14 protein-coding genes, 1 tRNA gene and 1 pseudogene are annotated in these 20,061 nt (G+C 42.8%); 11 read left to right on the forward strand and 5 right to left on the reverse strand.

What is annotated here, in order from left to right:
- Window positions 1-10: 10 nt before the first annotated feature.
- The 3 genes from OSCI_RS21890 to OSCI_RS21900 all read left to right on the forward strand — a co-directional run bounded on the left by OSCI_RS21890 (window position 11) and on the right by OSCI_RS21900 (window position 3,558).
- On the forward strand, window positions 11-970 hold the full coding sequence (locus tag OSCI_RS21890) for an orange carotenoid protein N-terminal domain-containing protein (RefSeq protein WP_007357337.1): 960 nt from the start codon (window positions 11-13) through the stop codon (window positions 968-970).
- Between the two features lie 353 nt (window positions 971-1,323).
- The gene (locus OSCI_RS21895) at window positions 1,324-1,743 is read left to right on the forward strand and encodes a ketosteroid isomerase family protein (protein ID WP_007357338.1); all 420 of its coding nucleotides are present in this window, start codon (window positions 1,324-1,326) and stop codon (window positions 1,741-1,743) included.
- A gap of 30 nt (window positions 1,744-1,773) precedes the next feature.
- Window positions 1,774-3,558, forward strand: a complete 1,785-nt coding sequence (locus OSCI_RS21900) for a mechanosensitive ion channel family protein (protein ID WP_019487216.1) — start codon at window positions 1,774-1,776, stop codon at window positions 3,556-3,558.
- A 677-nt stretch (window positions 3,559-4,235) separates the two neighbouring features.
- Here OSCI_RS21900 and OSCI_RS21905 read toward each other — a convergent pair.
- On the reverse strand, window positions 4,236-4,784 hold the full coding sequence (locus tag OSCI_RS21905; protein WP_007357340.1) for an NYN domain-containing protein: 549 nt from the start codon (window positions 4,782-4,784) through the stop codon (window positions 4,236-4,238).
- Between the two features lie 519 nt (window positions 4,785-5,303).
- On the opposite strand from OSCI_RS21905, the gene OSCI_RS21910 reads away from it, so the two are divergent.
- The 4 genes from OSCI_RS21910 to OSCI_RS21925 all read left to right on the forward strand — a co-directional run bounded on the left by OSCI_RS21910 (window position 5,304) and on the right by OSCI_RS21925 (window position 10,055).
- On the forward strand, window positions 5,304-5,687 hold the full coding sequence (locus tag OSCI_RS21910) for a hypothetical protein (RefSeq protein ID WP_007357342.1): 384 nt from the start codon (window positions 5,304-5,306) through the stop codon (window positions 5,685-5,687).
- A 1,006-nt stretch (window positions 5,688-6,693) separates the two neighbouring features.
- Window positions 6,694-7,614 carry a zinc-dependent alcohol dehydrogenase gene (locus tag OSCI_RS21915; RefSeq protein ID WP_007357344.1) on the forward strand — a complete coding sequence of 307 codons (921 nt, stop codon included), beginning with the start codon at window positions 6,694-6,696 and terminating at the stop codon, window positions 7,612-7,614.
- A gap of 200 nt (window positions 7,615-7,814) precedes the next feature.
- Window positions 7,815-8,519 (forward strand): Coq4 family protein, encoded by a 705-nt coding sequence (locus OSCI_RS21920; RefSeq protein WP_007357346.1) that lies wholly within the window; start codon window positions 7,815-7,817, stop codon window positions 8,517-8,519.
- A 138-nt stretch (window positions 8,520-8,657) separates the two neighbouring features.
- On the forward strand, window positions 8,658-10,055 hold the full coding sequence (locus tag OSCI_RS21925; protein WP_007357347.1) for an MATE family efflux transporter: 1,398 nt from the start codon (window positions 8,658-8,660) through the stop codon (window positions 10,053-10,055).
- A gap of 80 nt (window positions 10,056-10,135) precedes the next feature.
- Here the strand turns inward: OSCI_RS21925 and OSCI_RS21930 are convergent, their stop codons facing one another.
- Entirely contained in the window at window positions 10,136-11,404 is a 1,269-nt protein-coding gene (locus OSCI_RS21930; RefSeq protein WP_007357348.1) for an ATP-grasp domain-containing protein, read from the reverse strand.
- Between the two features lie 470 nt (window positions 11,405-11,874).
- Between OSCI_RS21930 and OSCI_RS21935 the strand changes: the two are divergent.
- The 3 genes and pseudogenes from OSCI_RS21935 (at window position 11,875) to OSCI_RS21945 (ending at window position 15,703) form a co-directional block, all read left to right on the forward strand.
- Window positions 11,875-13,187, forward strand: a pseudogene (locus OSCI_RS21935) (valine--pyruvate transaminase).
- 207 nt (window positions 13,188-13,394) lie between these two features.
- Window positions 13,395-14,462 (forward strand): DUF6745 domain-containing protein, encoded by a 1,068-nt coding sequence (locus OSCI_RS21940; RefSeq protein WP_007357349.1) that lies wholly within the window; start codon window positions 13,395-13,397, stop codon window positions 14,460-14,462.
- A 938-nt stretch (window positions 14,463-15,400) separates the two neighbouring features.
- Window positions 15,401-15,703 carry a hypothetical protein gene (locus OSCI_RS21945; protein WP_007357351.1) on the forward strand — a complete coding sequence of 101 codons (303 nt, stop codon included), beginning with the start codon at window positions 15,401-15,403 and terminating at the stop codon, window positions 15,701-15,703.
- A 191-nt stretch (window positions 15,704-15,894) separates the two neighbouring features.
- Here OSCI_RS21945 and rplC read toward each other — a convergent pair whose 3' ends face one another.
- The 3 genes from rplC to OSCI_RS21960 all read right to left on the reverse strand — a co-directional run bounded on the left by rplC (window position 15,895) and on the right by OSCI_RS21960 (window position 17,444).
- Window positions 15,895-16,530 carry a 50S ribosomal protein L3 gene (rplC, locus tag OSCI_RS21950; protein ID WP_007357352.1) on the reverse strand — a complete coding sequence of 212 codons (636 nt, stop codon included), beginning with the start codon at window positions 16,528-16,530 and terminating at the stop codon, window positions 15,895-15,897.
- 548 nt (window positions 16,531-17,078) lie between these two features.
- The gene (locus OSCI_RS30270) at window positions 17,079-17,225 is read right to left on the reverse strand and encodes a hypothetical protein (RefSeq protein ID WP_155523436.1); all 147 of its coding nucleotides are present in this window, start codon (window positions 17,223-17,225) and stop codon (window positions 17,079-17,081) included.
- 147 nt (window positions 17,226-17,372) lie between these two features.
- A tRNA-Gly gene (locus OSCI_RS21960) sits at window positions 17,373-17,444 on the reverse strand.
- Window positions 17,445-17,882: 438 nt separating this feature from the next.
- Here OSCI_RS21960 and OSCI_RS21965 point away from each other — a divergent pair.
- Window positions 17,883-19,997, forward strand: coding sequence for a TIGR00300 family protein (locus tag OSCI_RS21965; protein ID WP_007357355.1), 2,115 nt, complete (start codon window positions 17,883-17,885; stop codon window positions 19,995-19,997).
- The last annotated feature ends 64 nt before the right edge of the window (window positions 19,998-20,061 follow it).

Below are 20,061 nucleotides of genomic sequence, written 5' to 3' on the forward strand. Positions count from 1 at the left end.
CTATTTACATATGCCGTTTACTATTGAGACCGCTCAGGGTATTTTCTCTAACACTCAGGTTGCGAGTGCTGTCCCAGACACGATCGCCAAGTTTGCCCAGCTCAGCGCTGAAGATCAACTAGCATTACTCTGGTTTGCCTACACCGAAATGGGGATCACAATTACTCCTGCTGCCCCAGGAGCCGCCAGCATGGTCATCGCCGATGGTTTGCTAGCCCAAATTAAGCAGATGCCTCCTTTGGCTCAAACACAGGTCATGTGCGATTTAGCTAACCGTGTTGACACTCCTCTTAACCGTTCCTATGCTTCCTTCAGCATGAACATTAAATTGGGCTTCTGGTATCAGTTAGGAGAATGGATGGCTCAGGGACTCGTAGCTCCGATCCCACCTGGTTATAAGCTTTCTTCTAATGCCTCAGCAGTGCTGCAAACAATCCGGCAACTTGATGGTGGTCAGCAAATCACCGTGCTGCGTAATGCTGTAGTCAACATGGGCTTCGATCCGAATGCTCCTGGCAGCTATGCTAAAGTTGCAGATCCCGTAGTGCCCCCAACTGAGATCGCGCAACGGACTCAAGTCACGATCGAAGGCGTTACAAACCCGACAGTACTTGGCTACATTAACAACATGAACGCCTTTGACTTTGAGGCTGCTGTTGGTCTATTTGCTCCCAAGGGTGCTCTACAACCACCTTTCCAGAAGCCGATCGTCGGTCAAGAGGCAATTTTGGCCTATATGCGCGAAGAGTGTGTTGGCTTGAAAATGATGCCAGAGCGCGGCGTATCTGAGGTTGTCGATGGCTACACGCAGATTAAAGTGACAGGAAAAGTTCAAACTCCTTGGTTTGGCGCGAGTGTTGGTATGAACATTGCTTGGCGGTTTTTAATAGATCCTCAAGGCAAGATTTTCTTTGTGGCGATCGACTTGCTCGCATCTCCTCAAGAGTTACTTAACTTGATGGCTAAGTAAAGCAAAAGGCTAAGAACTTTCTCTGATTATAGAGTTTAAGTTTCCACTGTTAGCATATTTTAAACTACCTGGATTCTTCTATGAAACCAGGTTTTTTATCGGGACTTAGACAGGGCTAGAGATCGTCTGGTAAGAGAAAAGCTTGGCCCTTGTAACTACTAAGTAGTTGGACAAAAATAAATGATGTCATTGCGAGCAAAGCGAAGCAATCCCAAACCCCTGCGATTGCTTCGCTTCGCTCGCAATGACATGGCTGCGTTTATTTATGTCCGACTACTTAATCTACCTAGAGAGGGTGGTAGTGAATACGTAAATCCTGTAAAACTCAAATAACTAAATTATCGAGACTTTTCATGACTGAAACAATTTTGATAGCTAATCCTGGTACAACTAATCCCCTAGATCCAGTGGTGCATAGCTATTTTCAAACTTTCAACTGTAGCGACTTTGAGGCTACAGCTAATCTGTTTGCTGCGGACGGTGTGCTCTATGCTCCATTTGAAGATCCGATTGTGGGCAGAGATGCGATCGCACTCTACCTCAAAGCCGAAGCTAAAGGGATGCAACTGGAACCGCAACAGGCTGTTATCGAAACTTTAGAAGATGGGAATCGGGAAATTCACGTAAGCGGTAAGGTACAAACTCCGGTATTTGGAGTTAAGGTTGGTTGGCGGTTTATACTAAATCCCGAAGTTGAAATTGTGGCTGTTACTGTTAAACTTTTGGCTTCGACCCAAGAATTGTTAAATCTGCGCTCTTCAACTAAATTTTAGAGTAGTTGGCGGTAATTTGTATTTGAACTTATGCTCAAGGCAAAAAGTAATGGAAATGGAAATGGCTGTACTAGCAGGGTGAAAGCGATCGAGAAGAAAAACCGCAATAAATTCATGGTTTTCTCAGGAAGGTGCATCGCTGGGGTAATTCTCGCCCTTGCCTGCATTTTCCTGGCTTTTCCAGCATTAGCACAAGTTAGCACCAAATTTGACTTAGCGCCAGTAATTTTAGATGGGAGGCAAATTTTTCAAGTTAGCAGTTCAGGACAGTTTACAGCTAAGGAACGGGCAAATTTAATTAATTCGCAACTAAAAGATGCTGTCTCATCTTCTGAACCCGTACAGGTAAAGGTAGAGGAACGCAATCTATTACCAACGATATTATTAGTTTCTGTCTCGAATAAAGATTTAAAAGCAAATTCTTCTCCTCCAGATACATCTGCTAGATACTTGTTGACGGTGACACAACTAGATGCACCAGCAGGTAGCAGTCCAGGGGAACAGGCGGGAACTTGGGCGGCGCAAATTCAGCAAGCGGTGAATGAAGCTCAACAACAACGTAGCGGTAAGTATATTCGAGATGCGGTGGTGAATGCGATCGCGATTTTGATGGGTGCGATCGCATTTCACATTGTTTTAGGTTGGTTTTGGCCGCGTACCCTGCGCCGAGGGTTACGAATGTTCTTTCCAGAACCCAATCCATCTCAGCCAAATCCGCCGCGCAGTTTTGATTTATTGCTCAATCTCACCCTCGCTAGTACGCGATTCGGTTTATGGGTAGCTACGCTGCTTTACATTACTAATCTATTTCCACTGACGCGGAGATGGAGTTATAAAATCGCGAATATTCTGATTGCTAGCTTCATTTCCAAGATTTTTACTGTCGGTGAAAAGGCTTACTCTGTCACGGATTTATTGATTCTGTGCGGTTTTCTGTGGGGGTTGATAGTTGTTGCCCATACAGCTACTACTGTTTTGCGAGCGCGCATTTTGGAGGTAGCAGGAATCAATCGCGGAGCCCAGGAAGCGATCGCGATTATTACCAAATATAGTTTAATTGCAATCGGCACTATTGTCTTGTTACAAATTTGGGGACTAGATTTAAGTTCCTTAACTATTTTAGCTAGTGTTCTCGGTGTCGGGATTGGGTTTGGTTTGCAAGATATTGCCAAAAACTTTGGCAGCGGACTTGTGATAATTTTGGAGCGTCCAATTCAAATCGGCGATTTTGTAGAAGTTGGGGAATATAAAGGCATAGTAGAGCGAATTGGCGGTCGCAGTACAGTGATTAGAACTCTCGATCGAGTTTCGATTATTGTGCCTAATTCCCGCTTTTTGGAAACAGAGTTAATTAACTGGAACCATGACAATCCTGTTTCGGGAGTACGACTGCCAATTGGAGTATCTTATAATTCTGATGTTAATGCAGTAAAAACCGCTTTATTGGAAGCGGGAACTGGTCATCCTGACGTGCTTTCAGTTCCACCACCGCAAGTTTTATTTAAGGGATTTGGTGATAGTGCCCTAAATTTTGAATTACGAGTTTGGACGGCGCAACCGAGTAAGCAATTCTTAATTAAAAGCGATTTGTATTACCGAATAGAGGCAAATTTGCGGCAGCATAAGATTGAGATTCCTTTCCCCCAGCGAGATTTGAATATTCGCACGGGTAATCTGCAAGTTGAAATATCATCGCAGTTGGAAGCAATGCTGTTGCAGTTGTTGCAAAATCAGGTAAATGGGCATAAGGTTGAGTTAGATGGAGCGAATAATGGCACTGGGGAAACGCCGATTTCGCAGGATAGTCAAGATTAAGAAGAAGGAAGAAAGAAATTTAGCAAAAAAGCCGGAAGTTAGAAATTTCTAACTTCCGGCTTTTTTTAACTCCCCGGGTAGGATTTGAACCTACGACCAATCGGTTACACTTATCCCAACGTTTCCGTAAGGCGTGGACTATTTCATCATCCCCATTCCGGGATGTCGGGCGCTGTGAGATTTATTGGATAGGCTCCTCATCTCTAGTCTCTGCACCTTTCTGGCTACTTGTGGAAACCACTGCCTTTCGCCAGACTTGGCTCAAGATTACCGCCACCCGAAGTGCTGCGGCTTCCTTGAATTCACCCGATTTTTCAGTATCCGTTACCGGATAAAGCTGCTATGTCATCTCAGCTTTTGGATTTCTCCTTTGCTGGTGTTCATTACAGCCGACCGCTCTGCCACTGAGCTACCGAGGATCGCAGCCTTTTTTACTAGCCACATTTACTAATAGTAGCGATAAAAATTGGATTTGGCAAGGCCTTTTACAAACTTTTTTTTTAGCAACCGCCAGGGCGGTTAGGGGCTAGGGGCTAGGGGCTAGGGGCTAGGGAAAGAGCGGAAGAGAGTCAATGGTTTCAGCTATGAGCGAATTTCCTAAATGACGAAAGCGGTTGCTATAACTGCCCCTAAATAGGATTTAAAATAATTTTTAATTTTTAATTTTTAATTTTTAATTAATCCAGTCCCATTCTTAATTGTGCCAAACGCTTTTGCGATTCAGGATTGAGAGAACTCGCAAGAAAACGGCTAGAGGATTGCTTGCGGGGGTTATGCCTACCTTCGCGCTGGCGACAGGTAGATTCGACATCGCGGGCGAGTTGCAGGGCGGACATCCATTCAGCGCCATAGCCGACGACTGTCAATTGTTGAGCTCTGTCTGAGGTAGCTACTATTAGCCGCCGCTTAAGCGATCGCAACTCGTAGCGGAGGACTGCACAGGATTTTTCAATATAAGTATCTGCTGTCTGACCAAATTCAGTGTAGTAGACTGATAAATTCTTAGTAATAATTTCTTTAACGCAGGGAGTGTCTTGATAGTAAGCGTCGAATACCAATCTTGCGTCTAAACCCAGAAAAGCGCTGTAGTTAACTAATTCCTCGATTAAATGCCGCCTTGCCATCTCCAAACCATCGCGATCGCGCTTGTCACTAAGGCGCGGCCAAAGTCCAATCATGTTATAGCCGTCTACAAGTAAGACGGCTTGGGATAAAGAGGCTGACATGGTTGTTCAGGGCTCAAAGGCTCCAGCATATACGGGGCATTACATTTTGACACATTCACAATTATAGCACACTTTGTTGCATTTTATTACAATTTTTGTCAAATTGCCAGTTTAGCACTCAGAAACCGCTCCCCGTAGAGGCGATCGCAGATTCTATTCCCTTCTTCCCCTTCTTTCCTGAGCATCGTAGCCCCTAACCTCTGTCATAAGAAGTAATTTATTGTTTCCAGCTATACAATAGCCTGTGAAAAAATAATCTTTTTCATCACCAAGCTATGACTTCTGTTAGAGGAAGAATCATGTTTGCTGCCGTTATTCTTATATTTGAACTCAAAAAAGCTAATGGCTTGAAAATAGGTTGGTTTTTTACACAGATCGTCGCCAATCTATCGCTCTATTCATCAGGCTAGTTACAGGTTAAAGCTAAGTTCGGCTGAAAATACAGTAGCTAAGTTTGGAGAGAGCTAAGGATATGCCAAAAGTTCAAAAAATTCAAGAATTAACTCGTGGAGTATAGTCATGACAAATTTGGTTTCTAGTGCGATCGCTGGCATCAGTTCTCTACTTAATGTATTTCAGGTAAAGCGGTTTTTTGCTGTTGCCCTAGTCGGTTTTATACTGCTGACAACAAATGTTGATTATGGACGCAATAACATAGCCTCAAACAATGAAGGTCGCGACAAATTACATGAGATTGACTCCGTAAGACCTAAAACCACAAATGAGTGGTATGAAGAAGCTCGCGAAACAGAAGATGCTCCTGGGGAAAGGTTGAAAAATATTGCCGAAGAGTCAGGACAAGCCTTGAAAGAATTTGGATCTTTGTACCCAGAGACTGCTAAAACTAGCATTCGTGCATTAAAGGATGATACCGCACCAACGAGCAAAAATTCCTCTAATTAGGGCTTGCTGAATAAGCCAGGTCAATTTTCTAAAACACCTCTTTGTTTGCCTCACCCATTATCAAAAGTTGTTTTTGGGTGCATAATAGATCAGATAGACTTATCTATCCGCCTGCTTCATTCCATCTTTAATTCTGGCCTTTGCGATCGCAGACTTATTCCGCAAGTCCTATATAAACCCGCCCCCCACCCAGCTAGGGAGCCTTTTATTGACAATGGTGCAAGATATCAAGTTGAGATATTGAGGTCGGGGCGTAAATCTCTAAAAGTTAGAGTTTTTGCAAGCTCTTGTCATTCTAGAGACAAAGCACTAAGCTTTTGAGAGCGGGACAGCGAGTAGCGATTTGTAAACTTACCAGGTTCGAGGTGCATTAGGGCTTTCTGGTTTCAGGCAAAAAAAGGGGGACAGGCTCAAGGCTTTGGGAAATGAGCGAAAAATGACCGCAAATTGTGGCGTATTGGCACAAAGTAGGACGAGCAACTATCTAACGCAGCCCGTTCTTACTTACAATAAATGCAACTTAAATAAGGAGCATATCGCCCTTATTTTTAGTTTGTAAAGAAAGGGCGATCGCTTTTCCCCTATCCGAAATCGCGATCGCCCTTTCTCTCGTCAATCCGTTCCAGCCAACGCTCAAGAGGAAATAGCGCGCGATCGCAACTGGTCATTTTCCATTTTGTACAGTGACTTTTTATTTGTCGCTATGCAAAACTAAATCAACCATGAGGCGATCAAGAATTTCTGAAAGTGTGTTAGGCTCATTGAGATCTCGCTTTTTGGTATAGACAATACTTATGAGGCGATCGCGAGCTTGATTTTCGAACCCGCTCATCACACACCAAGCACCGCACCCCCTTACCCTCAAACCCAATTCATAGGAGATTGTGCTTATAACTTCATGAAAAGGCGATAGCGAAGCGAGTAAAGCAAAGCAAATCGTACCTCATTCTGCTTCAACCTAATTCAGAAAAGTCAGGGTCGTTGCTATTTTTAAAACAAAAAGCTTATGAAAGCACTACTCAAAAAAAACGGTAAAGTCTCTCTAGAATCAATTCCAAAACCTAAATCGTACTCGGATAACGATGTGCTGATCGAGGTTAAAACCGCAGGGTTATGTCGCACCGACATTTATGTGGCTGAAGGCAAAGTTAAATCGATCGATCCGCTGATTTTAGGTCATGAATTTGCCGGGATTATTCAGGAAATTGGCAAGAATGTCAGCAACTTGCGATCGGGAAACCGAGTAACTGTAAATCCACAAATTCCCTGTAGCAAATGTCATATCTGTACCAGTGGCAAAACAGCATACTGTCAAAATACTTCTTTTCTCGGCATTCACCTTCAAGGGGCTTTTGCAGAGTACGCAACAGTGCCTGCGTCTGCGGTTCATTTATTACCTGAAAATGTGGACTTCAAGATGGGAGCCTATACCGAACCTATAGCGGCTTCTCTTGCTGTTCTCAAAGCCAATATCGCACCCCATGAAACAGGGTTAATCTATGGCGATAACCGCATTTCTCAACTGACGCACAAGATTCTCAAAGCTTATGGTTTTGAGGATGTAACCATTTATGATGCTGCGAGCGATCGAGAGTTAAAGCCAGATTACTATGACTTTATCATCGAAACTCTAGTAACCAGTGAAGCCCTAAATGCAATGTTACAAGCACTTCGGCCGGGAGGAAAAATAATTTTAAAAAGCCGCCAGCATCAGCCTGTTGCGCTGAATGTAAATCAAATTCTGAAGAAAGAACCGATATTTCATGCCGTAAACTACGGTTCTTTTGAAGAAGCACTTTATTTGATGGCTTCCGGGCAAATCGATTTGGACGATATTTTGGGAGAAGAGTTCGAGTTAGAGGACTTTGAGACAGTTTTTTCTGCTGCCAAGCAAGGAGAATCCCGCAAACTTTTCTTCCGATTCTGATAAAAGTTTTTCTAGAATACAGATTCAGTTATCGAAATGCAAGACAAGAAATCATTAAAACCCAATCGGTTTGCCAAAATTGCCCCTCGACATAGCGATTTAGGTTATTCTGAAGTATTTAAACTCTGTAGGTATGTGTCGGGCAATGTTTAGAGCAATGTAATTTATCAAATTCAGCAATCAACTAAAGGGGAATAAAAATGTTTACTGGCTATAGCGGCGCTGAATTTGCTCAAATTTTAGTGAATATGCTTGATTTAGCTATTAATCCCAGTCGCTTAAACAATGTTTTTGAGATTGGCAACACCGTCAATAGCACTTTGATTGAAAGAAACAAAGAGAAAGCGGTAAAACTTATATACGATAGCGCTCCAGGCTTAGAAGAATTATTCCAAGAAGGTTACTGTCCTCGCTACTCTCTGGAAGAGTTAAGCACAATACCAGCCAACACTCTCGGCTATACTTATGCCACACATATGAATCGGAACAATTTGCAAACTTTAAATTATCAAGTTAAAGAGTGCGATCGCTATCAGTTTTTTTTTAGAAGGCTCAGAGAAACTCACGATATTCTTCATGCAATTACAGGGTTTCAAACAGATAATTTAGGAGAAATAGGTTTAGAGGGTTTTTATATAGCTCAAGCAATGCTACCTAATGTATACTATTTAATGATGGCTCGAATGTCTCATATATTGTTAGACGAGAAAATTTTTGACGGTCAGCTCTATTTAGAAACTGTAACTAAAGGTTTCCAGATGGGTAAAAAAGCTAAAAAAGTTCTGGGTTTGAGATGGGAAGATATGTTTTGGGAAGATATAAAAATACTGAGAAATAAGTTAAGAATTGTTGTGTCTGAAGAAGGGCTAGAGCAGAAGCTAGCGGAGCAAGACAAAACGGTGTAAGGAACATCAATTAAGCGATCGCTCTTTTGATAGGGAAAGAGCGATCGCTTGTTGGAAGTAGAAATTCATATAAATTTGCTATAGACTGAACTTCAGATTAGACATCGCTTGCCCCCTCTTCGCAAATTTATATTGCCTATGAACACCCGCTCCTTCTATTCAACCATCCTTCAAGAAGCTAGGGCGTGCCTAACTTTAGCCATTCCCTTAAGCCTTGCTCAACTACTGGAAATCAGTATGTTATCAGTAGATACTTGGACTATGGGAATGCTTGGAAGTAAGGCGCTTGCCGGTGGTGCATTGGGATATATGACATTCCGGTTTCTATTCACCCTTGGTATATATACTCTCTCCGCAGTTAATACCATTGCATCTATTGCTTTTGGCTCTAGGCAATTTGATAAGTTGAAAGGCATAACGACACAGGGTTTTTATTTAGCACTATTACTTGCCTTGCCCATGATGCTTATTCTCAGTTCAGCGCCGCTCTGGATGAACTTCCTCCACCAGGAAAAAATGGTGATTTATCAATCTCAGTCCTATCTCAAAGCAGTTCTTTGGGGACTACCTGCCCTATTTTGTTTTGAGGTGTTACGCAATGTATTAATCGCTGTTAACTCTTCAGTTATTATCCCAATAATTTTAGTATCTAGCATTCCGATCAATGCTGTCGGGAACTATATTTTTGCATTTGGCAAGCTAGGGTTTCCAGAATTAGGGATAGCTGGAATTGGCTGGTCAACAGCACTTGTATTGTGGATACAACTGCTAGTAATACTAAGTTTTACTTACCTTAGCCCAAAACTCAAATCTTACAAACTATTGAGCCACAATATCAAATCAGACCCTTCAATTTTTCAGGAACTCATTCGCGTTGGATCGGCCAGTGGATTGCTATATATTTCAGCAGGTGGTCTGGCTGTAGTTTCAACCTACTTAATGGGTTCTTTAGGAACTGTTCCACTAGCAGCTTTTCAAATTGCTAATCAGGTTAGGAGTATGATTAGAGCTTTTACGGTTGGACTAGCGCAGTCAATAACTGCTAGAGTCGCACAAATGTATGGAGAAGAGGATGTTGAAAAAGTTAGAATATCTGGATTTGTTGGGATGATGATAAGCGTACTATTTGCCCTGACCTTTCTGTTGCTAGTAGCTCTTGGGAGAACATATATCGTTTCGCTCTTTTTAAAACCTGAATCAACAATAGATTTAGAAGTGTTCGATCTATCTATGAGTCTGCTGCTAATTGTTGCTTCCATGCAGCTATTCAATGAAATTGACACAGCGGCTACAGGTGCATTATTAGGAATTAAAGATACATTTCAACCTATGTTAATTGGATTATTGGGATATTGGGGGCTTGGTCTGGGAAGCATTTGTCTAATGTTATTTAAATTCCATCTTGGAGCTAGTGGTGTAATGATTGGTCTGCATTTTGGTGTTTTTATACAAGCTGTTGTTTTCCCTTTACGATTCTATGCTAAGACGACTCATATGTTGCCTGTTTCTTCCACACTTAGCGTGTTAAAGCATTAAAATAATTCTTAAAGTATAGTTAAAGCAGATTGCATATCTGTGAGCTACATCTTCAATCATGGCTAATTGCTAATTGTTAATTACATAACTAATCCCTTATTCTGTAACTTCTGCTCAATGTGCTGCATCTCCTCAATCGTTTCTCCACTCACAATCCCGTAAATTTCGGTGTAAATTTTTCCGTATTTGACTTTCTCTAGAGCCGACAAGATAATAAAGTCCTTGCGATCGAGTTCGGGTTTCAAGGTAACTAGAATCGAGTCCAATGTCCCATCCATGCGGTAGTCGCTGGAATATTTAGCGACCTCTTTTCCTAAAGCTAATAGGGTATGGCGCTGCAAGCAAAGGGGAGTTGAGCCATTAACTCGGAAATTAGCATCGATCGCGTACAGTTGTCCGTCTTTATCTTCCAGTACGTCGAAGCCAATCGCTCCAAAATAACCGTGTTGATGAGCGTATCCACCGACAGCAGCAATCATATCAAAAAATCTGCTCATATCGGTTTGGCGGTAGTGAATTACTCCCCCTAAATAGTGGCCTTCTGGGGTGACAAGTTGACCCGTAGTGCCGATCAGTGTTATTTCTCCCGCCTTGTTAACATAGAACTGTACGCAATAGTTTTCCACAGTATTCTTGACGAACTCAGAGACAATAATGGTATCCAGTAACTTAATATCGAGATATTTCCTGATTTCTTTCAAGCAGTAGTTTAGATCGCTGGCGCTTTTGATAATATAAGTGCCTTCTCCTGAAAGTCCGTGCGAAGTTTTGATCAAGTATGGAAATTTCTGTGGTAACTTAATGTCGCTAAGACTAACTTCGTGTAGATTGTAGCTCTCATATTTTGGGCATTGTACCCCTAGTTGTGCTAGCGTTGCTTTGCTGAGTAAGTGATAGTGGCTATCTGGATTAATGGCGTGTTTTTCAGGTTTAAGATTATCAAAAGGAAATAGAGTAATAAGTTGGTCAAAATGCGAACTCTGACTGATATCGTCCAGATAAGTGGAGCAGTCTATCATCTCCATATTCGAGTAGCTAAAGCCGAAATGATCTCGCCAGTAGTCAATTAGCGAATTGGGCGGTTGAGTGATGACAATTCCTGGAATCCCATCGCCTAGCACAGCCAGATTTTTCCAAGGTTCTTTTTGACAAATCTTGTCGAAGGAAGTTTTGGTGGCCTCACTGCTACCATCTTGAATAAAGTATTTTTTCCTATTAGGGTAAGCTGCCCAACTAGCAGTAGCTGGATAATTTAAAAGGAAGGCATAACGTGCATCTCTGATGTCTTGACCAAACAGATCGGAAAATGAATTACCCTGAAAATACTGAAAATCTGATGTTGAGTTCATAGAAAACTACCTCAATGGAGCAACAGCAAAAGAAAGCTGCACAATAAGAAGTTAATCCCATGCTCCAATGATGATGTTAGGTTCAGGTTTAGTTCATCTGTCTATGAGGGGAAACAGGCTATCTGCGATCGCAGCTATGGAAAGTAATTTTATTCCCAGCGCCAGTAATAATTTATCCAAAAGGCTTACTAGCAGCTAAACCAAACCCAACAACGCGCCATCAATCGAGTTGTTTTTGACGGGGTTCGATCGCGATCGTAGTTGCTTTACTTTGAGGGTAGCTTTTGACCTGTGGTGAGTTTGTCTTGGATGCTTGACCCTCCCAGACAAAGCTTGATACCGCTTAAATTATCAAAACCTACCCCTGAAAGGATCTCAAAAGCCGCTTTTTGAGGTAGTCAGCGGATCTCTTCTGCATAAGTCTAAGATAAATTAAAGTATTAACCTCTATTTCATTCCCAGCATTACCTATGAACCCTGCCCTCACTAAATTTGGTGCTCAGATGTCCAACCTCACGGGCGTTAGAGCGATTATGAAAGACATTATTGAAACCCTTAGAGCAGGCCAAGGGCAGGAGTTTATCAATTTAAGCGCGGGAAATCCGGTAATTTTGCCGGAAGTTGAGCAATTATGGCGGGATTGCACGGCGGATCTGCTGGCTAGTTCCGAATACGGCGAGGTGGTTTGTCGGTACGGTTCCAGCCAAGGCTATCAGCCGTTTATCGATGCTGTGCTTGAGGATTTTAACGATCGCTACGGCTTAAGATTGAGCGATCGCAACATCTTAATCACTCCCGGTAGCCAATCTATCTATTTCTACGCCGCCAATGCCTTTGGCGGCTACACTGCACCCCCCAAACCCCCCCTTACCAAGGGGGGGCTAGGGAGGGTGAACTCAAACATATCGTTTTACCCCTGAGCCCCGATTACACTGGTTATGGTGGCGTTAGCTTAGTGCCAGAGGCAGTTGTTGCTTACAAGCCGACTTTGGATATTGACGCAAAGGCTCACCGCTTCAAATACCGCCCGGATTTCAGCCAATTAGTAATTGATGAGACTACTGGCTGCGTGATATTTTCCCGCCCCTGCAACCCCACTGGTAACGTACTTACTGACGATGAAGTTGATAAAATTGCGGCAATGGCTGCTCCCTACAATGTGCCCGTGTTGATTGATTCTGCCTATGGCCCTCCTTTCCCAGCGTTGAATTTTACCGAGATGAAGCCGATTTTTGGGGGGAATATCATACATTGTATGAGTTTGTCTAAGGCGGGTTTGCCTGGAGAGCGCATTGGGATTGCGATCGGTGAAGAAAGGATGATTCAGGTATTAGAATGTTTCCAGACTAATATGTGCATTCATTCACCGAGGTATGGACAGGCGATCGCATCTCGCGCGATCGCTTCTGGAGCTCTGGCTAATATTGCGGAGAATGTAATTCGGCCGCACTATCAGAAGAAATTTAAGATTTTAGAAACCACCCTCGATAAATTCATGCCTAAAGATTTGCCTTGGTTCTTACATCGCGGCGAAGGAGCAATTTTTGCCTGGTTGTGGTTGAAGGATTTACCGATTACTGATTGGGAATTTTATCAGCAGTTGAAACAAGTCGGCGTGATTGTAGTTCCTGGTAGTTCTTTCTTCCCCGGTTTGCGAGAAGATTGGCGGCATAAACAGGAGTGTTTGCGGATTAGTTTGACCGCTACTGATGCTGAGATTGAAGTGGGAATGCAGCGGTTAGCTAAGATTTCTGAACAGGTTTATCAGTTGTCAGCAGTATAGGTTAGGTAGTTGGGCTTTAGCCCTCCCTAAGAGGGCTAAAGCCCAACTACCTACCATGAAGATGAAGTTTTAGGTATGTTTGTAATATAGCAACCGCTGTCGTCGTTTAAGAAACTCGCTCATTGCTAAACCCCGCTTATTCTATTCCCTTCTTCCCTGAGCATCGTAGCAAGAGAACCCCTAATTCCTAGCTATAGGTATAATTAAATGGCTACACCTGTATTTTTATCGGATTTTACCCACTTAGTCAAAGTTATATCTTCTATATATCTTGAAGAACTTACTCCAGAACAACTTGCCCTCATGCCAATTATTCGGGACGAGTGGATAAGAATTGCCTTAGATACAACGCCAATAGATAAACAAAAGGCAGAAGCAGCGATTTGCCTTGCTTACGAATGCGCTGAATTGGAACCGCCTAAAGAAATATTGTGGTTTGATAATCCCCTAGATGTGGCAAATTATGTACTTTCTACTTGTGTTGTAGCGGATGCTGTCAGAGTTGGTGTCATAGAATCTTTAAAAGATAATATCAGAGATACTTTCGGAGATTTTGTCGATGCTCTTGTTTGTGATACTGTTTGGCAGATTGTCGGAGATACTGTCGAAAATACTTTTGGAGATCCTATCATTGAGGCTCTCTGGGATGTTGAGGATCTCAAAATCAACGCTCATTTTCCCGATTGTATAATGCAAGCTGAATGGTTTGCCTATTTTGCCTACTTTGAAGCCCTTGGTTTTGACTGTTCAAAGGCAAAAGGTTTATTTGCAACTGCAAAGCATTGTGGCTGGTGGTGGGCATTTAAGGATGTAGCTGTTGCCATTCCCAAACCCTCGGCAATTCGCTTAGACGAGCGAGGTAGATTGCACGGTGAAGGAGTGCCAGCAGTTGCTTATCAAGGCTTCAATGTCTACGCCTATCATGGGGTAAGATTACCTGAAAAATATGGAGCAATTCACCCGGAACAATGGCAATCTCAATGGTTATTAGAAGAAGATAATGCCGAACTAAAACGAGTTTTAATTCAAGGAATTGGTTACGAGCGCATCTGTCAAGAGTTACAAGCAATAGAATTAGATAGCTGGCAAGAATACACTCTGTTAAGAATTGATTCAAATATTGATGTAGAGCCGATTTATCTGTTAAAGATGACTTGTCCGAGTACGGGATACATTCATGCTTTGCGAGTACCGCCCGATCTGGCAACAGCACGAGATGCTATTACCTGGGTAAATTGGGGAATTGCGCCAGAAGAATTTGCGGTACAAACTTAAGTCAAATAAGTCGAGCGATAAAACTGGAAATTTAAAGTTAAAAAGACATCATTATTCAACCAATTGCCAACCTCAGCAATCTGGCAGATTTGTAAAGAAATATAACATAATTCGCAATTTCGCATAAAAACTGGGAGAGGAAACAGATAAAAAGATAGAACATCAGAAATCACAGGCAAGCGATGGAAAAGAACAAGATTATTTTACCTTTGAGAAATATTGACTCTCAAAAAGAGCGAGATCTGTTGTACTGCATAACCTCTCAAACTTGAGAGGCATAGACAGTCAGAAAGAGCGATCGCAACATTTTTTCATATTCCTAAATCTCCTAAAGACCAAGGCTTGTAAATTTTAACCTTTCAACTTCCACGCTATAGACCGACAAATTTTGAACTCAGTTAGTCTCCACAGGTGGAGGTGAATAAACAAAAGTTGGCTGTATATAGACTCAAAGCAGTCTCAGCCTTCCCAGTCAACTGCTGGTAGGCTCGGAGATTAGGAAATGAAAAGAAACATTCTTTCATCTATCAAAAGGTATACTTATAGAGTGAGGTTAAGGACAAAATTGCGAAATAAGGTGCCTGCTAACGAGAGAATGGGATTTTCAGGCGTTGAGATGTAACGAAAGATAACGGCTTATTGCCTTGAGGAAAAAACTGGTCTGGGTATTGAATCAGTCCCTACCTGAAAAAGTATCAGTATCATTCTTAAGCTGAATTGGTAAGTAGGAGGAAAAGAAGAAGTAAGAAAGAAGATGGCTTAGCTGTGCAGTTCCACAAGCTTACTGTCCGCATCAACCCAACGGAAGAATGCTTATACAGCCAGCTTTTTACATATTCCGATCTTACGTTTAATTTAATTAAATCGATTTACTTAGAACAACCCACCTTTTTAGTTGATTTTCAGTTAACTGCATCAAAACTTCAGGGAAATTAACGATGAAAGAAGAAATAGAAGCCGATTACATTAAAGCAGAAAGAGCTTATATGCAAGGGGAATATGCACAAGCAGTGGCAATTATTGACCTGTTAGCAGAAAAATTTCCTGATTGCCCGTCGGTGCATTTATTCCGGGGTTATATCTATGGCTATGGGCTAGAGGAGTATGAAATTGCTACGCAAGAGTACGAGTTAGTTTTGACTTTAGCACCTCACGATCAAGAGTTGGTAAATAATGCCCTCCGGGGAACAGTTTACAACGAAACATTGTTGAAAGTCAGACAAAATCAAACACGAAGATAGCGTTTGTTAGTTGGTAATTGGTACTTGGTAATTGGTTTTTGGTAATTGGTAATTGGTAATTGGTAATTGGTAATTGGTAATTGGTAATTGGCTAATTGGTAATTGGTAATTGGTAATTGGTAATTAATTAACCAACTAACCGCTAACAAGTGACCACTAACAACTAACTACTAACAACCAACTACTAACGATTACCGACCTACTTTTTTCTCAGGGACTACATTGACTAATGCGCCTGCTTTGCCGGGAACTGCTCCTTTGATGAGCAATAAGTTGCGCTCGGTATCTACTCGCAATACTGTGAGTTTGCGGACGGTGATTTGCACGTTACCTAAGCGTCCTGCCATCCTTTTTCCGGGATAGACGCGACCAGGTGTGGTTCCGGGCCCGATGGAACCTGGTTGACGGTGGTTTTTGGAACCGTGAGCCATTGGCCCGCGTTTGAAGTTATGCCGTTTTTGGAAGCCGGCAAAGCCTTTACCGATGCTAGTACCGATGACATCGACGATTTGACCTGGTGTAAATAGGTCGGCTTTTACTTGTTGGCCTAGTTGAAATTCACCGATATCTTCCAAGCGGTATTCTTGCAGGTGGCGAACTGGGGTTGCTCCTGATTTGGCTAGGTGTCCTAGTTCTGGCTTGTTGAGGGCCTTGGCTTTCACGTCGCCGTAACCGACTTGGATGGCAGCATAGCCATCGGTCTGTTTTGTTTTAATTTGAGTTACTGTACATGGCCCTGCTTGAATGACGGTGACGGGAATGGCTCTTCCCTGTTCGTCAAATACTTGAGTCATGCCTAGTTTTGTGCCGAGAATACCGACAGACACGGTTTGTCTCCCTATTTTTTTTACGCAGTACAACAGTTTCGGACTGGTAGTGTTCCACGAGTCCGCTTGCTCTGATGTAGAAATATTACTGAGAATATGTCTACAAGTTATTAACTCAACCAAATGTTTGACCCTAATTTTTTTTGGGGTCAATCTTAATGGAAGTCTTGCAAGGTTTTAGACTAGCAACGCTTAAGGTGTTTTGTGACCGAGGTTTACTTCGGTGCTGTCTGTTGGTGCCTGGACTTGAGCAGCAAGCTGTTCAGTATCCTAAATTTGGTCTGCTTTCACAATGGGAGTCAGCTCGCAAGCTGGTTCGCTCCGGTTTGCTTGTGTTTCCTGGCTTTGAGCTTTTGACTCGCTTTGGAAGTTGGCAGCTTTTGTTTTTTGGCGACAATTTCTGATTATATATGCGATCTTAAGTTTTGTCTAGCCTTTTGTAAATCTTTTTTGAAGGGTGCGATCGCTTGTAGGTGAAGGGTGCTGGCTGGAGTAACTATTATTTTAACGTAGCAATTTCCGGTCATTGCGAACTCCGCGAAGCAATCTCAATGCCTTGGGATTGCTTTACTACGTTCGCAATGACTAGGATTAAGACTATGCTGGGATGCGATCGCATCTTGCAAGAAACTTTTAATGATACTGAGTGTTTGACTTGACCACCAGGCGATCGCAACTTCAGATGTTTCTCCCATTCTCACAAATCCTCTATCAGCTTGTTAAGCTTTCTCTGTAACGCCGCCATCCTGGCGGTTTATTTACCGCCAGGATGGCGGCGTTACAAATATTTTGCGTAAGTTCAGATCAAAAAAATCCGCACCCCGCGAAACCCTAATTAAATAAGCGGACGATGGGACTCGAACCCACGACGTTCAGCATGGGAAGCTGACATTCTACCACTGAATTACATCCGCGCTCACCTCTTAGATTATTTGATTTTACCTGATTGCCTGAACGTAATACAAGTAGATTAAAAAATATTATGCTTTACATCTAATGGCTGGCTGGCAACTTATATTAACACGACTTACGCAATAGTTAGGCCGCTATCCTGGTGCTAAATCAACCGCCAGGATGGTGGCGTTACGCAAATAATGCGTAAGCCCTAAATTAAGTAAATTCACTTAAAAAAGTAAAACACCAATGACTAAAAAGCTTGCTGTATAAGCATTTTCGTTTATGCCTTCACCTACCAAGCCATCTTGTGCCACGATCCTCTGGCATGATATAGTAGAAAGTTAGCCTTTCTGCCGCCAGACTTTGCACCCCTAAAGCTAGGAGTGATGCGCGTAGTCTTTATACAAAGTTCTGCCAACATCCGTCTGTAGCGTCTACCTCACCTTAACCAGATTATGACAGATTCAATTCGTTTCCTCATGTGCGCCCCCGACCACTACGACGTGGATTATGTGATTAACCCTTGGATGGAGGGGAACGTCCATAAATCATCGCGCGATCGCGCCGTCGAGCAGTGGGAAAAACTGTACCACATTCTCAAAGAAAATGCGATCGTAGACCTTGTAACCCCCCAAAAAGGTTGGCCCGATATGGTCTTCACCGCCAACGCCGGCCTCGTCTTAGGGGACACATTCGTCCTCAGTCGCTTCTACCACAAGGAACGCCAAGGCGAAGAACCCTACTTCAAAGAATGGTTCCAAAGCAAAGGCTACACCGTCCACGAACTCCCCAAAGACCTACCCTTTGAAGGTGCAGGTGACGCTTTACTCGATCGCGAAGGCCGCTGGTTGTGGGCCGGATACGGCTTCCGTTCCGAGCTCGACTCCCATCCCTACTTGGCAAAATGGCTGAACATCGAAGTAATCTCACTGCGTTTAAGTGATGAAAGATTCTATCACTTAGATACCTGTTTTTGTCCCCTTAGTGGTGGCTATTTACTTTACTACCCACCTGCATTTGATTCCTACTCTAACAAAGTAATTGAAATGCGGGTAACACCAGAAAAGTTAATTGCTATTGAAGAAGCAGATGCCATTAACTTCGCCTGCAATGCTGTCAACATTGACAAAGTTGTAGTAATGAATAAGGTGAGCGAATCTCTGAAGAACCGCATAGGAAATGCAGGTTTTAAAGTAATTGAAACCCCATTGACAGAATTTCTAAAAGCTGGCGGTGCGGCTAAGTGCTTGACACTACGGGTAACAGAACCAGTACAGGAAGATCGCTCCGCAAATGTGATGGTAGAAAGCCGCACAATTCGCATGGAAGGTCACTTACTAGACTCTGGATTAATTAGCCAAGCCTTAGATTTAGTTGTCGAAAATGGCGGCAGTTTCCAAGTCTTGAATTTCAATCTGGGAGAGCAACGTCAAAGCACTTCATCGGCTGACGTTAAAGTTTCGGCTCCTTCCCACGAGGTGATGGAAGAAATTATCAGCCTATTAATTGACTTAGGTGCAGTACCACCACCGCAAGAAGTTTGCGATGCCAATTTAGAGCCTGTTATCCAAGATGGCGTAGGGCCAGATGACTTTTATGTTAGTACAATTTATCCGACTGAGGTGCGGGTAAACGGTGAGTGGATCAGAGTTGGAAATCAGCGGATGGATGGCGCAATTGCCATTACTGAAACCCCAAATGGAATTACTGCGAAGTGTAAAATTTTGCGGGATTTAAAAGTAGGTGAAAAAGTAGTTGTTGATGTTGTTGGTATCCGCACAATCCGCAAAGCTGAATCGCGGGAACAACGAAACTCTCAAGAATTTAGCTTTATGTCGGGCAGCGTTTCTAGCGAACGCCGCGTAGAATTGGTAGTGGAACAAGTAGCGTGGGAATTGCGGCAAATTCGCGATCGCGGCGGTAAAGTTGTCGTGACAGCAGGGCCAGTGGTAATTCACACTGGCGGTAGCGAACACTTAACACATTTAATTCGTGAAGGTTACGTGCAAGCATTGTTAGGTGGAAATGCGATCGCAGTTCATGACATGGAACAATCCACGATGGGTACATCTTTAGGTGTTGATATGAAGCGCGGCATTGCTGTTCGCGGCGGACACAGACACCACCTGAAACTAATTAATTCGATCCGGCGTTATGGCAGTATTGCCAAAGCTGTTGAAGCCGGATTTATTACTAGCGGTGTGATGTACGAATGTATCAAGAATAATGTGCCATTTTCTCTGGCAGGTTCTATTCGCGATGATGGGCCACTTCCTGATACTCAAATGGACTTAATTAAGGCTCAGGAAGAATATGCTGAGTTATTGCGTGGTGCGGACATGATTTTGATGTTGTCATCAATGTTGCACTCAATTGGTGTGGGGAATATGACACCAGCAGGAGTGAAGATGGTGTGTGTTGATATTAACCCAGCGGTAGTTACAAAATTAAGCGATCGCGGTTCCATTGAGTCAATTGGTGTGGTGACGGATGTCGGATTATTCCTCAGTTTGTTGGTGAATCAATTGGATAAATTGACCAGTCGTTATCATGTAGCTCAAACTATGTAGATTGAGTTAGTAAGGTGGGAATTACCCACCTTACACTCGTGATATTGTCTTTGTGAAATCGACT

This window comes from Kamptonema sp. PCC 6506 (assembly GCF_000180455.1).
Taxonomy (GTDB): domain Bacteria; phylum Cyanobacteriota; class Cyanobacteriia; order Cyanobacteriales; family Microcoleaceae; genus Kamptonema; species Kamptonema formosum.